The 15,060-nt window shown below is 47.5% G+C and carries 13 protein-coding genes and 1 pseudogene; 9 read left to right on the top strand and 5 right to left on the bottom strand.

The window, feature by feature from the left end; all coding sequences use genetic code 11:
• Positions 1 to 287: 287 nt before the first annotated feature.
• Genes MJO52_RS03695 through MJO52_RS03680 form a run of 4 tightly spaced genes read left to right on the top strand, consistent with a single transcriptional unit; the run spans position 288 to position 3,425 of the window.
• Complete coding sequence (locus MJO52_RS03695; protein ID WP_252084610.1) at positions 288 to 1,307, top strand: S41 family peptidase; 1,020 nt, start codon at positions 288 to 290, stop codon at positions 1,305 to 1,307.
• Positions 1,308 to 1,336: 29 nt separating this feature from the next.
• Positions 1,337 to 2,059: an aspartate/glutamate racemase family protein gene (locus MJO52_RS03690; RefSeq protein WP_252084609.1), complete on the top strand. Its 723-nt coding sequence runs from the start codon at positions 1,337 to 1,339 to the stop codon at positions 2,057 to 2,059.
• Positions 2,060 to 2,118: 59 nt separating this feature from the next.
• Complete coding sequence (locus MJO52_RS03685; protein WP_252084608.1) at positions 2,119 to 3,051, top strand: DUF4124 domain-containing protein; 933 nt, start codon at positions 2,119 to 2,121, stop codon at positions 3,049 to 3,051.
• A gap of 47 nt (positions 3,052 to 3,098) precedes the next feature.
• The gene (locus MJO52_RS03680) at positions 3,099 to 3,425 is read left to right on the top strand and encodes a hypothetical protein (protein ID WP_252084607.1); all 327 of its coding nucleotides are present in this window, start codon (positions 3,099 to 3,101) and stop codon (positions 3,423 to 3,425) included.
• Positions 3,426 to 3,577: 152 nt separating this feature from the next.
• On the opposite strand, the gene MJO52_RS03675 is transcribed toward MJO52_RS03680, so the two are convergent.
• Complete coding sequence (locus MJO52_RS03675; RefSeq protein WP_252084606.1) at positions 3,578 to 4,018, bottom strand: YqaA family protein; 441 nt, start codon at positions 4,016 to 4,018, stop codon at positions 3,578 to 3,580.
• A gap of 325 nt (positions 4,019 to 4,343) precedes the next feature.
• On the opposite strand from MJO52_RS03675, the gene MJO52_RS03670 reads away from it, so the two are divergent.
• Positions 4,344 to 4,541, top strand: a complete 198-nt coding sequence (locus MJO52_RS03670) for a CPXCG motif-containing cysteine-rich protein (protein ID WP_252084605.1) — start codon at positions 4,344 to 4,346, stop codon at positions 4,539 to 4,541.
• Between the two features lie 136 nt (positions 4,542 to 4,677).
• On the opposite strand, the gene MJO52_RS03665 is transcribed toward MJO52_RS03670, so the two are convergent.
• Genes MJO52_RS03665 through MJO52_RS03655 form a run of 3 tightly spaced genes read right to left on the bottom strand, consistent with a single transcriptional unit; the run spans position 4,678 to position 8,059 of the window.
• On the bottom strand, positions 4,678 to 6,156 hold the full coding sequence (locus MJO52_RS03665; RefSeq protein WP_252084604.1) for a cryptochrome/photolyase family protein: 1,479 nt from the start codon (positions 6,154 to 6,156) through the stop codon (positions 4,678 to 4,680).
• On the bottom strand, positions 6,153 to 7,088 hold the full coding sequence (locus tag MJO52_RS03660; RefSeq protein ID WP_252084603.1) for a MerR family transcriptional regulator: 936 nt from the start codon (positions 7,086 to 7,088) through the stop codon (positions 6,153 to 6,155). Before MJO52_RS03660 ends, MJO52_RS03665 begins: the two co-directional genes overlap by 4 nt.
• An 8-nt stretch (positions 7,089 to 7,096) precedes the next feature.
• The gene (locus MJO52_RS03655) at positions 7,097 to 8,059 is read right to left on the bottom strand and encodes a YbgA family protein (protein WP_252084602.1); all 963 of its coding nucleotides are present in this window, start codon (positions 8,057 to 8,059) and stop codon (positions 7,097 to 7,099) included.
• A gap of 242 nt (positions 8,060 to 8,301) precedes the next feature.
• On the opposite strand from MJO52_RS03655, the pseudogene ydiJ reads away from it, so the two are divergent.
• The 4 genes and pseudogenes from ydiJ to MJO52_RS03635 all read left to right on the top strand — a co-directional run bounded on the left by ydiJ (position 8,302) and on the right by MJO52_RS03635 (position 14,310).
• Positions 8,302 to 11,342 (top strand): annotated as a pseudogene (gene ydiJ, locus MJO52_RS03650) (D-2-hydroxyglutarate dehydrogenase YdiJ).
• A 288-nt stretch (positions 11,343 to 11,630) separates the two neighbouring features.
• Positions 11,631 to 12,164 (top strand): tetratricopeptide repeat protein, encoded by a 534-nt coding sequence (locus MJO52_RS03645; RefSeq protein ID WP_252084601.1) that lies wholly within the window; start codon positions 11,631 to 11,633, stop codon positions 12,162 to 12,164.
• A gap of 522 nt (positions 12,165 to 12,686) precedes the next feature.
• A complete protein-coding gene (locus MJO52_RS03640; protein ID WP_252084600.1) occupies positions 12,687 to 13,088 on the top strand; it encodes a 3D domain-containing protein in 402 nt (133 codons plus the stop codon).
• 820 nt (positions 13,089 to 13,908) lie between these two features.
• Positions 13,909 to 14,310, top strand: coding sequence for a 3D domain-containing protein (locus MJO52_RS03635; protein WP_252084600.1), 402 nt, complete (start codon positions 13,909 to 13,911; stop codon positions 14,308 to 14,310).
• A gap of 275 nt (positions 14,311 to 14,585) precedes the next feature.
• Here MJO52_RS03635 and MJO52_RS03630 read toward each other — a convergent pair whose 3' ends face one another.
• Positions 14,586 to 15,059 (bottom strand): hypothetical protein, encoded by a 474-nt coding sequence (locus MJO52_RS03630; protein WP_252084599.1) that lies wholly within the window; start codon positions 15,057 to 15,059, stop codon positions 14,586 to 14,588.
• Position 15,060 lies beyond the last annotated feature (1 nt).

Genomic DNA, 15,060 nt, shown 5'->3' with positions numbered 1-15,060 from the left:
CCAGTACATCTGCTCCCTCCGATCACACACAGAAACAGATTCTCCAAACTGGCTCTATAAACGAACCCAGACTCCATAGATGGCGCTCAGTCTTGGGCGCATTTCAACAGCAAAAGAAAAGATAAGAGTCATACATCCTTCACTTACAGCCAAGCCCCCAGTCAACCCCTCCCTACCGACTTAACTGAGGCAAATGTGCCAGAAATTATCTTTGGCGGCCTCTTTTTTCTGCAATCCAGGCCCATATATTGATTTCGAGGGAATAACGAAAACAGAGGGTTACTGTAATGAAGAAATATCTAGCGGTTGTATTCTTGCTTATCTCATCGCACGGCTTCTCCGCCACCTTCTCAGCAGAGCAAAAAAAGTCTCTCATTGATGCGCTTGAGCTTGAGATTTCCAACCGCTATATACTTCAGGAGAACATCCCCTCAATTCGTGAAAGCTTGCAAAAAATTGCACACTCCGAGGCCCTAAAAAAAATTAAAACTCCAAAACAAACAGCCGATCTACTTACTAAGGCACTGGAAAAACACGATAAGCATTTTGGTGTACGTTGGTACGATCCAAACATCCCAAATAAACAACCGAAGCGAGAGGATTGGTTCAGTAAACTAGGCAGGAAAAATTCTGGTTTTACGCGCGTTGAAGTGCTCGAAGGTAACATTGGCTATATTGATTTCTGGGGCTTTGATCATGTCAACGAAGTCTCAAAGAAACGCCTAGAAGCCGTAATGACCTTGATTGAAGATACCGATGCCATCATCTTCGATCTTAGAAATAATGGCGGCGGTGATGGCAATATGGGCCGCCTAATTAGCAGTTATCTTTTTGAGAAGCCCACCCACCTGAACAGTATTTACTGGAGAGCAACAGATAGCACCACCGAATTCTGGACTTTCGAAACCCTCAATGGCAAAAGAAAAGCCAAAGTTCCAGTCTTCGTTTTAACCAGTAAAGATACCTTTTCAGCCGCGGAAGCATTTACTTATTATCTAAAACATCTTAAACGAGCCACAATTATTGGCGAAGTCACCAAAGGTGGAGCCCATCCCATACAATTTCTCAGCCTTGATAAGGAGTTCAAGGTATCAATTCCTATCGCAAGAGCTGTAAATCCAATTACCAAAAGCAACTGGGAAGGTACCGGCGTTTTACCAGATATTATCGCTTCAAAAGAGGAGGCTTTTGATATTGCTTACCAAAAGTCTCTACATATCATTCAAAACACAACAAACAACCCACAACAACTCAAGGAAGTTAGTGAACAGTTAGAAGTAATGACTAACAAAGAAAAACTCGACTAGATCAACTTCAGCCTGAGTGATTTCCTCGAATGAAGAACTTAAAGAAGAATTTTAATCAGATAAAACATATTGGTGTTGTTGGCTGCTCCTCTGAGGGTGCAGCCCTATGCTATAAAACAATTTGCACAGAGAGTGGTAAATATCTTGGTGAACATGCTCACCCTGAGATATCCATGCACACTCATTCACTGGCTCGATATGTAGAATATTTAGATTCCAATGATCTTCAAAGAGTTGGCGATCTAATGCTCTCTTCCGCAGACAAGCTCAAATCTCAGGGGGCCTGTTTTCTGATCTGCCCCGATAATACTATTCACCAAGCCTTTGACTATGTAATAGAGAGATCCCCCCTACCCTGGCTACATATTGCCGATAGTGTTATTGCTGAAGCCACTATCAAAGGCTATAGAAAGCTAGGCCTACTCGGTACTCGATGGTTAGTTGAGAGCGACGTTTATCCGTCCAAACTAGAGGCCGCAAACATAGGTTACTTACGGCCGCCTAAGAAGGCTGTTGAAAGGATCGGGCAGCTGATTATGGGCGAGTTAGTCACTGGGGTATTTCGACAGGAAACAGTGCAATACTTCCAAGACACTATTAACAACCTCAAACAGGATGGATGTGATGCAGTGGTCTTGGGTTGCACCGAAATACCATTGATTATCGATGATAGTAATTCTGGGTTACCAACGTTAAACTCTAACCACCTTTTAGCTGAGGCCGCGATAAAAGAGGCGATTGTAGCCTCTTGAGGCTGGTGTCAGTCAAAGAATCATAGTACCAACTTTCAATTAGTTAAAAGTTTCAAGCAGTGACTCCTCACCTACCAGCTGTATTAGCTATTCTTCTACCTCTAATTCCACTAAGCGCGACAGCCAATATCTACAAGTGGACCGATGAGAATGGTCAAGTTCACTTCAGTGACAAGAAAATAGAAAATGTTAAACAAGAAGTTATTAAGCCTAGAAAGCACAAATCTGATTGGTCTCGATATGATATTTCCGTCGAAGCCATTGACACCAACCTGAGCAATCAGGAATTAAACAAGATTGTTACAGACGTCAACCTCGTCTATGAATTTTACGATCGCGTTCTGTTTTTTGACTTTTATAAAACGGTACCCGTTAAGGTCTTGGTTCTAAAAGATAAAAAGGCCTACTACGAACACCTAAGAAAGAGAATGGGAAAAGAACCATCAGCCTCTTATGGGATATATTTCTCTCAAGATAACCAAATTATTGTTTACATCCAAGAGGATAGAGCCAGAACATTCCGCACTATTAAACACGAGGTTAGTCATGCAATAACCGATACTGTCACTCCCTACGCTCAATCCTGGTTAAATGAAGGTTTGGCCGAGCAGATGGAAACCCTCACTAAAGTGAATGGGCAACTGCGCATCACTAGTCACTGGGAAAATTATAGATGGGTAAATCCTCTCAAGCGCCATGAGAGGCTTATGGATATCAGTACATTCCTTAGGCTCCCTAACACAAGATGGCGACATGCACAAAGAAATGGGACTGCGCCTTTACAAGCACAGGCCGGGCAATTTTTATACTTTCTATTATCAACACCAGTCGGTAAAAGCTTTGTAATTCGTTTAGTCCATAAGCTGGAGCGTGGTGATCGTACGCACTCGTATTATCTGGTCGATAAAGACTATATTGGCGGGATCAGAGGCCTGGAAATCAACTGGAGAAATTGGTTAAGTGGGGAAACTGATAAACATATCAACTTTTAAAACAAAGATTTAAGCAAATTTAGACAAAAAAATATTCGGTTTAAACTATGAAAGACTTAAGAGTCGCAGGCAAGCTCCTTCAATTCAATGGGTGGCTAACACTTTTGTTTGGCATATTATTAACCGCCATTTATATATACAGTCAGGGGGCAGCCTTTACTATCAAAGCAGCAGCCCCAGCTATTTTATTTTTAAGTTGGTGTGTAGCACTTATCAGCATAGGAGGAAAGATAAAAAGCGGGGCTAGAATTTATAAAATTCCCGGCATTATTGCTGCATTACTCAGCCTAATAACTTCGCCCATAGGCTTTATTTTTGGCCTGGCTTCACTGTTTTATCAAATCAGGGGAAAAGACTCTTTTCTAAATAGCTGACTTGAGTAACTGAGGGCGCCTTCCCCTCAGCACTCCATCAACTAATGAGGACCGACCACTTAGTACATATAGCCAGAATATAACACTCATGGATTTTATATGAAATTTACTCGCTTATAGCTCAGCAAACAACGCAGTCAAGCCTCCCAAATTCAGGAAACCTGCAACACCATATAACTAACAACTACATAGCGCAAAAGCTTACCCGCCGTCACCAAAATCAAAAACCATAACAGTCGTATTCTTAACACCCCTGCCATAACGGTTAATGGATCTCCGACAACTGGAACCCAAGCAAAAGCCAATGAAATCAGGCCATATTTTTTAAATCGCTGCTCAGCCTTTACAAATTCATTTTCTGACATCCTCAACCATTTTTTTATAAGCCCCAAACTTGCCCAATAGCCAAGAGCATAATTCACTAATGAACCGGCTACATTACCAATTGTTGCAATAGTCACCAATGCAACTGGCGAGAAACCATTGATCAACAGGGTGGTCAATACAATTTCAGAACTTACTGGTAAGATTGTTGCCGCCAGAAAGGCAGAAACAAAAAGACCGACAAAGCCTAATTCGACCAAACTCCCCATTTAACAAAAACATCCTCTAGGAAAACCATAAGAAACCTATAGAATTCATGCAAAATAAATGGAATCACTATCTTTCCTTTGCACCAAACCCTAAAACTGCCAACACCCACTTTCAAAAAATAAATATACTCCCCTTGAGTAATCACATACCTCAACTCCCCAACACTACTAATTTCCTAGCTAACTTATTAGCAAGAATTACAGAAAGATAGAATTTCAAAAATATCACTCCAGACATTCAACTAGAAATAAAATCATTCTGGCATTTTACGTAGGCTTTAACCTAAAATTCAAAAGTCTCGAACTAGATAGACTTTACTTCAGCATGAACCCAATCCTAGAAGAAATTATTCAATGCCCTTACTGCGGCGAACACTTTAGTACACTCATTGATATTTCTGTACTTCCGCAAGAATATATAGAAGACTGCCAGGTCTGCTGTAAGCCCATAGTTTTTCACGTTACCGCTGACCTAGAGGGTTCTATTTCTATTAATGTATACCGGGAGGATGAGTCGTTTTGAATACCATCAAATAGTCGGCATAGTTCTCTTCTATTTATCTAGAGTACCTGCTCTGCAATTTATCACTCCAAAAATAAGCCTCAGGCTCTACAAAACTTATCTCTCTCTACCAACTTGGCCTTGGACATGGACATGGTTATTTAAGGTTGGCAAATACCTCTATCGCTCGCTTGCGCCCGGCACTCACATCACAAATTACTTGGGGATACCCTTCAATCATTGGGGGCTCATGAATTTCCTTGTTACTTAGTGAGGAAATTTCCGGGACATAATGTCGAATAAACTCTCCGTTGGGATCGAACTTCTGCGACTGGCTGTATGGGTTGAACACACGGAAATAAGGTGCTGCATCCGTACCGGTTGAGGCGGTCCATTGCCAGCCGCCATTGTTTGAAGCAAAGTCGCCATCAATCAAGTGCTGCATAAAGTAGCGTTCACCCCAACGCCAGTCGATCAGCATATTTTTACTCAGAAATGAGGCGACAATCATTCGTAAGCGGTTGTGCATCCAGCCGGTTTCGTTTAGCTGGCGCATTGCAGCATCGACGATAGGCACTCCGGTTTCGCCACTTGCCCAAAGGGAAAATAATCCTTCATCATAGCGCCAAGGAATTTGTTCTGTTTCCTCTTTAAATGGCCTGCCCATACTCAAGCGGGGAAAGTCAGTCAGTAAATGTGTATAGAATTCCCGCCAGATAAGTTCGCTGATCCAGCAGGCAATCCCTTCATCTCCCCCCTGCCAAAGGCCTTTATTCTGGCTGAGGGCCATCTTGACACACTGGCGAATAGAAATAGCCCCGCTATTTAAATAAGGAGAAAGGCGGGAGGTACTATCTTTCGCTGGAAAATCTCGTTCGGCCTGATATTGATCAATAATTTCGGCAAAAGCTTTCAAGCGCTTTTGTGCAGCTTGCTCACCACTCTCCCAACCTTTAACCCTACCTGATCCATCAATATTGAGCGAGTAGCCCAATAACTGGCTAGGAATTTTCTGCGTTAGTTTTCGATTTCCCTTTACATCCACTGCGAGCCACTTCGGCCAATGTTCGCTATTAGTAGAGGGTGGTATTTTCCTGGGAGTGGGCAAGGGCTTAACCTGGCTCCCTGCACATAACTGGATTAGGGCACGCTTGAAAGGGGTAAACACTTTGTAGGGATCACCACTCGCCGCTCTCACTGCTCCTGGCGGTAATAAGGTGCGGTCACTGTAGTATTCAACCGAAACATTGTGTTCCAGCAGTTTTTCTCTAACGGCATTGTCTCGACGCAGCTCATTCAGAGGATACTCAGCATTGGCAAATAATGCCTCTACTTTCAGACGCTGAATAATTTGCTGCAGCGCCTCCGGAACCAGAGAAAACTCAGGGACTTCGAGGAAGTACAGGGGAATATTGCGAGTTTGCAGCTGTCCTTGGAGTTTCTGCAAGCAGGCCATACGAAAAGAAACCAGTGCATCGCCTTCATCGTGGTTTTTCCAGGTTTCTGGGCAGGCGATAAAAATTGCGGCCAATTGTTCGCATCGAGTACTGGCATGATACAGCGCCGAATTATCCTGTATACGCAAATCGCTGCGGAACCAGACTAGGCCCCGCTGTATTGATATTTGACGGCTCATCGCTTCAGCTGCTCCCGCAGTTGCGTTACCACGAAGTCTGTAGTACCTGATAATACTGATATCATCGGTATTTTCTTTAGGTTATCCAAGCTGGCAGACTGTAACTCTACGAAATCCCCCACAAGCCTTAGAGGCTTGCTTAGCTCCTGAAATGAGCGTGGTAATTCCTCCTCAAGTAAGGATTTTGGCTGTGCCCGATGGCTGTACCAGAGCAGCGCATGCACATCCAGCTTTCTCATATTTTCAGTAAGCCCCGGCAGAACGGCCCGATAATCCAAAACCACTACGCCAATACCGGCAGCCAAAAGTGTGGCGCAAAATAATTGCACAAAGGCCCGCTGATCTTCACCGGGGAAATCCAGCAATAGGACTCGACTCTCGCAAGCCAAACGATCTTTATTTAAATTTCTGCGAGCTATGCCGTTGGCCAATAACAACTGTTCATTAACCAGCTGCCAAAAGAAACCTTGCGCGGCTTCCGATCGCCTCAGCCTAGCCAACTCGGTATGCAGCGGCTTGAGCCAATGATCGAGTAACAGTGATGCCGGTAAGGTGGAAATCCAGTGGTCCAGTTGCTTGCGAAGCTTTGGCTCGTCAAAGTTTTGTGACAAGTTTAAGGCTTCATCGATCATCTCACGCCAACCACCTGCAGTGTTTGCCTCTCTCTCTTTGGCTGACAGGGAGGATGGACCACGTGCCAATAATTCCCGCACCTGTCCAATAGCTACACCTCGGGCCAGGCAGGCCAGTACCTCTTCGATACGCCTGACCTCTTCTTCACTATAAAGTCGGTGCCCCTTGCTGGTTCTGGCCGGTGTTAACAGGCCGTAGCGCCGCTCCCAGGCCCGAAGGGTGACAGGGTGCACGCCGGTCCGACGCGCTACCTCACGAATAGGTAAGCTGGCTTCAGTAGGGGGGGCAATCTCAACCATCACAATTCTCAGCGAAATTCACACAAACCCAGCTCTGCCGGCTCAGCGGCGAGCAACACCTGGCTGTGGATAAACTGGTGAGGAGTCCGCGGCAAATAATGGCGCAACATGGTAAGCACCGCCGACAGAGGCTTATTACCCTGACGGTATTCGTCAATAAGCAGTGCCAGCTCGGCTCTCTCTTCTTTGCTCAGGTAGCTCTTCAGGTGGCCCTGGCTGTGCATCAAGGCATTGGTGCGGTCCTTTCGGCTGGCCAACTGGCTGAGAATCTCCATTATTTTACCTCTCACCTCATAGGCAAACTCCTCCACCGGCAATGCGCGCGAGTTAGAAACAAACTGACCCAGTGCACGGGTCATTGGCTGACTGTGCGCCAACAGTAGATATTTATAAGCGGTGTAAAATTCAATGACCCTGGCTGGGCGCAGGTCGGTGGCCACATAGCGATGCCAGGCGTCGTAAGCAAAAACACGGGTGAGGAAATTCTCGCGCAAATCGCTGGCATTGAGCCGCCCCACTTCTTCCATCGGCAAATGGGGAAAATGCTGGCGCAGGCGTGCCGCGAATAAGCCGGAGTCGTGCGCCAGCACCCCGGTACCATCTTCTTTATAGTGGGGAGTGGTTCGCACTCCACAGCTGGGAGATTTCTGCATCAGAATAAAACCACGCAGATTCTCCACTTCAGGGGCAATCGTATCCGCGTAGCCCTCTAGAGCCTCGGTAACATCTAAGTTGGGGTCTTCCCGGCCAACCGCACGCAACCGGTCACTCACAATAAGGTGAATAGGCGGTCTGGGCACGCCCATGCCAATGGCAACCTCCGGGCAGTAAGCCTGCAACTCAAAACAATTGCCCAGCAGTTGGGTGCAGACTTTACTGTGCTTGTGGCTGCCGTTGTAACGCACCGGATCACCCACGGCACAGCGGCTAATGCCCACCGGAATTTTTTGAGACAAGAGCTGTATATGCATAGTTTTGCTGCACAGAATCGGTTCACGTTCTTCTTTTATAGACTCTCACAACTAGTTGTACAAGAGATAGCTTTGTATAACTTTTGGAAAGTAATCAAGTTTCTATGGCCGCTTGCGCCCATACACACCATAGCTACAATGCAGGGCCGCATTTTTACCGAGCGGCAGGGCTGTGATTCTTTATCTCACCAGCTACCCCGGCAATTTGCGGCCTCCTCCTCCCCGAAAGTACGGATTAGCTCATGATTCCAGCATTGCGCGAAGTCGACGAGGTTCAGGCGCTCTATTTGCAGTTTTTGCAGGAGCTTGTAGACGCGGGTTTCCGCGGTGACACCACACCCAGTTACGCCAGCCGCACCGTTTTAGCCACCGATAACTCTATTTACCAGGTTCTACCTCAGGCAGTGGTGTACCCACGCAATCACCGCGACCTGCAACTACTGGCGGAACTGGCCGAACGGGAGGAGTTCCACTCCGTAGTGCTCTCACCCAGAGGCGGTGGCACCGGTACTAACGGCCAATCGCTTACCGATGGGCTGGTGGTGGATATCTCCCGCCATATGAACCAGATCCTTGAGATCAATGTGGAAGAGCGCTGGGTTCGCGTACAGGCTGGCGTGGTCAAAGACCAGTTGAATGCTGCACTTAAACCCCACGGCCTGTTTTTTGCGCCAGAACTTTCTACCAGCAACCGCGCTACCATCGGTGGCATGATCAATACGGATGCCTCAGGCCAGGGATCCTGTGTTTACGGCAAGACCCGCGATCACGTGTTGGAATTACACACAGTGTTAATGGGCGGGGAGCTGTGGCACTCCACTGTTATAGGGGACGCTCAGCTACAAGAAATATACGCTGAAAATAGCCGCGTCGCAGAGGTGCATAAAGCCTGTGACAAGATTGCCAGGGAAAAAGCCGAACTCATCGAGCAGAAATTCCCCAAGCTCAATCGCTGCCTCACCGGCTACGACCTGGCCCATATCCGTGAAGGCAACCGCTTTAATCTCAACAGCGTATTGTGCGGTTCCGAAGGCACCCTCGGATTTATTGCTGAAGCCAAACTCAATCTGCTGCCCATTCCCAAGTGTGTGGCTCTGGTCAATTTAAAATACGACCACTTCCAGGAAGCGCTGCGCGATGCCAAGGACCTAATGGGCGCAGGCCCCATGTCGATCGAAACAGTGGACAGCAAAGTACTGCAGCTGGCCATGGAAGATATCGTCTGGCACAGCGTCAGTGAATTTTTCCCCGCAGAGGATCGCCCGGTCAAGGGTATCAACCTGGTGGAGTACGCTGCAGATACCGAGGAGGAACTGGAAAAAGCTCTGCAGCAATTTATTGCACATATCGAGGCAGCCATTGGCCAGCCAGGCAAGAGCTTCGGCTATTCTATCGCCCGCGGCCACGCCGAGGTGAATCGTATCTGGGCCATGCGCAAACGCGCAGTGGGTTTGCTGGGCAACGCCCAGGGGGAAAAGCGCCCGATTCCCTTTGTAGAAGATACTGCCGTACCACCAGAAAACCTGGCCGATTTTATTGCCGAATTCCGCGCAGTGCTGGATGAGGCCGGCCTCGACTACGGTATGTTCGGCCATGTGGATGCCGGCGTATTACATGTACGCCCGGCAATAGATATGAAAGATCCCCAACAGGCCGCACAAATTCGCCCCATCACCGACCGGGTGGTAGCACTGACACAAAAGTATAAAGGGCTGCTGTGGGGAGAACACGGCAAAGGCGTTCGCTCCGAATATGCCCCGGAATTTTTCGGCGAGCTGTATCCCGAGCTGCAGAAAATTAAATCCGCTTTCGATCCACGCAATCAATTAAACCCCGGCAAAATTGCCACACCCAATGACAGCGCCAGCCTGCTGAAAATTGATGTGGTGAGCACCCGCGGTGAACACGATCGACAAATTCCCGCGCAAGTATGGGAGGGATACGACGAGGGTGTGCACTGCAACGGCAACGGTGCCTGTTTTAATTGGAATCCAGACGATGCCATGTGCCCTTCCTACAAGGCCACGCGCAACCGGATCCATTCCCCCAAAGGGCGTGCCTCGCTGATGCGAGAATGGTTGCGTCTATTGAGTAAACACGATGTAGACGCAGTAGCCAGCGCGCGTAAATACCGCGAGCGCTCTTTTTTTGTCGGCCTGCCCAAACGCATCGTAAATACCCTGGCAAAAACCCGCGGCGAGTACGACTTCAACCACGAAGTCAATGAAGCCATGCAGGGCTGCCTAGCCTGTAAATCCTGTGTAGGGCAATGCCCTATTCGCGTGGATGTGCCGGAATTTCGCAGCAAGTTTTTGGAGCTTTATTACAGCCGTTACCTACGCCCGCTAAAGGATTACGCCGTGGGCGGACTGGAATTCCTGATGCCGCATCTAGCCAGACTACCGCAATTGTACAACTGGCCGCTAAAGCTGAAGCCTGTATCTCTTTTTTGATGGAGCGTGTTTTCGGCATGGTGGACAGCCCACAGCTCTCACAAAAAACCCTGCAAACCAGCATGAGAGAACTGGGAGTACCCACCGCTACTAAAGCCTGCCTGGAAACCTTGGGACCCTCCCAGCGCAGCCGCGCGGTCATCATTGTGCAGGATGCCTTCACCAGCTATTTTGATGCCGAAGTGGTAGCGGATATTTTGCGCCTGCTCAAACAATTGGACTTTGTGCCGATTCTCGCTCCCTATCGGGCCAACGGCAAACCCCTCCACGTTCATGGTTTTTTACGCCAGTTCCAACGAATTGCCGAAGGCAATAGTGAGATGCTTAACAACCTGGCGGAGAGCGGTATCCCCCTGGTGGGCATTGATCCCTCCATGACCCTTACCTATCGCTCTGAATACAAGAAACTCCTAGGGGAACGCGCTCCGAAAGTACATTTGTTACAAGAATGGCTGGTTCAACAAGAAGATCACCTGCAGCAACAGCGCGCTCGGGTAAAACCTGGCAGCTTTCAACTACTGCCGCACTGCACCGAGCAAACCAATGCCGCCGCCTCACTCAAGGATTGGCAAACGGTATTCGCCGCCCTGGGCCTGGAGCTGCAGAGTGAAAATCTCGGCTGCTGTGGTATGGCTGGGACCTATGGCCACGAGACCGCGCACAAGGAAACATCGCGGGTGATCTTCCAGCAGTCCTGGGCTCCCAAACTCAATGGTGGGGAGCACAACCAACTCGCCACCGGATACTCCTGCCGCTGCCAGGCCAGCCGCTTTGCAGGTGTTAGTCTGCGCCATCCTCTGCAGGGATTACTGGCACAACTCGATAACTAGGGATTTACTGACGTATGAGGGCCGTAACTATAGCCCCATACGTCATCGGGCCAAGCGCGAAAATCCCCATGCATAAACCACTGCCTCATTTATACATATTTTTTTATGCACTTTTCTGCCTAACCGCACTATTAGCGGCAGTCTCCCTTATTTCGGACGTTCTCCCCAACAATACCCAGACTCACAGCGCTCAATCTCACGGGGGAGAAACCCTGGGGGCGATCCACTGGGTCAATGAAGCGGAGGCACTCGCCCGCGAGGGTAATTTTGGCGATGCCTTGCCACTCTATGAAAAAGCCATTTCCGCTCTCGGCGCCTATCCCTCCCAGCAGCCACACCCTGCGCTACCGCTACGGCATAGTACTAAATGCCTTGGGGGCCAAATCGAGGCCAGATCTCTACCCGCTGGCGCGGGCCCAGTTTCAATCAGTTCTGCGCTACCTGGATTCAGGTGCACAACTACCCCACTCCAGCGCAAGAGTGCGCTCTGCCCTGGCACACACTTACCACCGCCAAGCTGCCAGCGAAGAGTTGGCCACGCAGCGTGAACATCTCCTCAGCACTGCTTATCTCCTCTATAAAAGTGCCCTGGAAGGTCTGCTCAGTCAGGAGGAATGGCACAACCTTTCTATTACTTATTTCAATCTTGGGCAGGTATGTGAGTGGCAAGGAAATCTTGAAGAGGCCATTCGTTGGCTGGAGAAAGCGGTAGAACTGGATTTACAGCACAAATTACCCGACCTAAAAGAGGATAGTGACTATTTGGCCGCGCTTCGCCAGCAGGTAGAGCCGGTACAGCAGAACCGGGGAACCACCCTTTAGCCCTCACTTTTTCCCCAAATTGTTTGCCAGAAAATGAATCGACGAAGCCGTTTTGCCTGCGTTAAACCACGTTTTTTTCTTCAATTCAGACTAATTTGGTGGGGCAGTCACAAATAGTTTCAGGGAAATTTTTTACTTTTCTCATCTGAATTAGAAAGCCGATCCGGAAAAATAGCTTGTTAACCGTAGGATGACATCGCTGTCACTGTAAATCCCACCTAAAAAATGAAATTTCTTAATCATAAAAAAATAGGAATTCTGTAACCATCAATAGCGTATAAGCGCAAACAAAACCCTTAAATATAAAAATAAAAAGGGTTATTGATTTTCAAGCACTCACAATAACCAGCCATTCTTTAAGGTCTTTTGTCGCCAAATAAGAAAAAGTTGCCTCAACCCAAATCCCCAGTAATATAACCAGCGTTGATTAAATATTGATCAAACCATTTCCAAAAGCACTTGGAAATTTCGTAAGCACCTTTTGGCTTGCGACCATTTGATTCCTGGAGGTAATGGGACATCATGAAACAGACTCTGCGTAACACTGCTTTTTTCATCGCCGCCCTGCTTGCTATTGGTGTGAGTGTCAATGCATCAGCCGCTCTTAAGAAAACCATGGTTGTCGACGCTACCGCGTATAACTCGGTGCCCGGCCAGACAGATAGCGACCCTTGGGTAGCTGCCTGGAACAACCGCCTGCGTCCAGGCGATAAAATCATTGCCGTTTCCCGTGACTTGGAAAAGCACGGCCTGACCAACGGCGCTAAAGTACAGATTGAAGGTCTGCCCGGTACTTACACTGTGCGTGACCGCATGAACAAACGCTTCACAAACCGTATTGATGTTTGGATGGAAAAAGATATCCGCAAGGCTCGCGCCTGGGGTAAGAAGAAACTGAAAATTGTTTTTGAACCGGTAAAGTAAAGCAGAACTGATTTCAACGACCCTTTTGGCCCCGCCCTCCAGCGGGGTTTTTTTTATTTCTGCCGTTAGCTAAACAATCAAAAGAGAGAATTACTGCTCTCTAATTTCATGACAGAGATTATTAGTAATGATTAGTTAGAGGCTTATTCAAACTTATGCGCTTGGAACGTTTGAAAGAAGAGATCCCTGCATCTCTGCATCTCTGCATCTCTGCATCTCTGCATCTCTGCAGCAGAGTCTACTTCCTATAGTCTCACCACAGTTAGTCGAGCCTCTACAACAGAGTTAGGTAGCCACCCTTTAGCTCTTATTTACCCCATTTCTTTGCCAAAAAAATCAGTGACGAAGCAGTTTTTCCACCTAAAATCAGGTTTTCCCTTCATACCAGACAGTTTTGGCGGAATGGTCACAAATAGTTTCAGGGAAATTTTTTACTTTTCTCGTACGAATTAGAAAGCCGATCCAAGAAAATAATTTGTAAACCGTAGAATGACATCGCTGTCACTGCAAATCCCACCTAAAAAATGAAATTTCTTAATCAGAAAAAAAATAGGAATTCTGTAACCATTAGTAGCGCCTAAGCACAAACAAAAATCTTAAACGTAAGACTAAAAAGGGTTATTGGTTTTAAGCACTCACAATAACCAGCCATTCTTTAAGGTCTTTTGTCGCCAAATAAGAAAAAGTTGCCTCAACCCAAATCCCCAGTAATATAACCAGCGTTGATTAAATATTGATCAACCATTTCCAAAAGCACTTGGAAATTTCGTAAGCACCTTTTGGCTTGCGACCATTTGATTCCTGGAGGTAATGGGACATCATGAAACAGACTCTGCGTAACACTGCTTTTTTCATCGCCGCCCTGCTTGCTATTGGTGTGAGTGTCAATGCATCAGCCGCTCTTAAGAAAACCATGGTTGTCGACGCTACCGCGTATAACTCGGTGCCCGGCCAGACAGATAGCGACCCTTGGGTAGCTGCCTGGAACAACCGCCTGCGTCCAGGCGATAAAATCATTGCCGTTTCCCGTGACTTGGAAAAGCACGGCCTGACCAACGGCGCTAAAGTACAGATTGAAGGTCTGCCCGGTACTTACACTGTGCGTGACCGCATGAACAAACGCTTCACAAACCGTATTGATGTTTGGATGGAAAAAGATATCCGCAAGGCTCGCGCCTGGGGTAAGAAGAAACTGAAAATTGTTTTTGAACCGGTAAAGTAAAGCAGAACTGATTTCAACGACCCTTTTGGCCCCGCCCTCCAGCGGGGTTTTTTTATTTCTGTCGTTAAGTAGGAATCAGAGTAAAAAGTGGATGACCGCTAATTACATACCGGTCCATTATTAATAAGGACTTGATTAGAGAGCACTATAATTGTTCTCTCGAGGCCCTTATGCAAAGAAGCCCCTAAAACAATGCCGGCTCACTCTCTCCTCAAATGACTGAAAAAGGCCACAATTTCTAGGGCTCCATTTCCATCAAAATCCCCGGTAATTCCTTACAGTTTGCACTCTCCAAATGGGAAAACACTCGGCTGATGCCCCTCTACGTAACGGTGCTCCAGATTTTCACCCGTGAGTAAAAGCAGGTATTCAGACTTGATCCAAACATCCCCCGACCGGTACTCGGTCAACCATAACAGTGAAGGCAGCCCCTCATAGCAATAGCCGTAAAACATACGGGTTTTTTCTACCAGCTTTTTCGTCATATAGTCGAGATACCTACCCGGATAGGTATAACGATCACCATCTGACAGGTTATTACCAACTACTTCACCCGGCCTGGCAATACGTCGTATATAAATCGCTAGATTCTCATCGCAATCAATGCAGTGGCGCCCTGCCACTATTGCGTAGCCATGCAGCTTCGCAACTAGGCGAACCTCCTTGAGGTCTGCATAAAGCTGCTGTTGGACAATTGGCACCAAGGGGTCGGCATAGAGGGGAAGGGGCGGGATCTGCAAGCAGACCATG

Source organism: Microbulbifer variabilis (genome assembly GCF_023716485.1).
Taxonomy (GTDB): Bacteria; Pseudomonadota; Gammaproteobacteria; order Pseudomonadales; family Cellvibrionaceae; genus Microbulbifer; species Microbulbifer variabilis_B.
The sequence above is the reverse complement of the archived record's forward strand: the minus strand, read 5'-3'. Positions and strand labels throughout refer to the sequence as shown.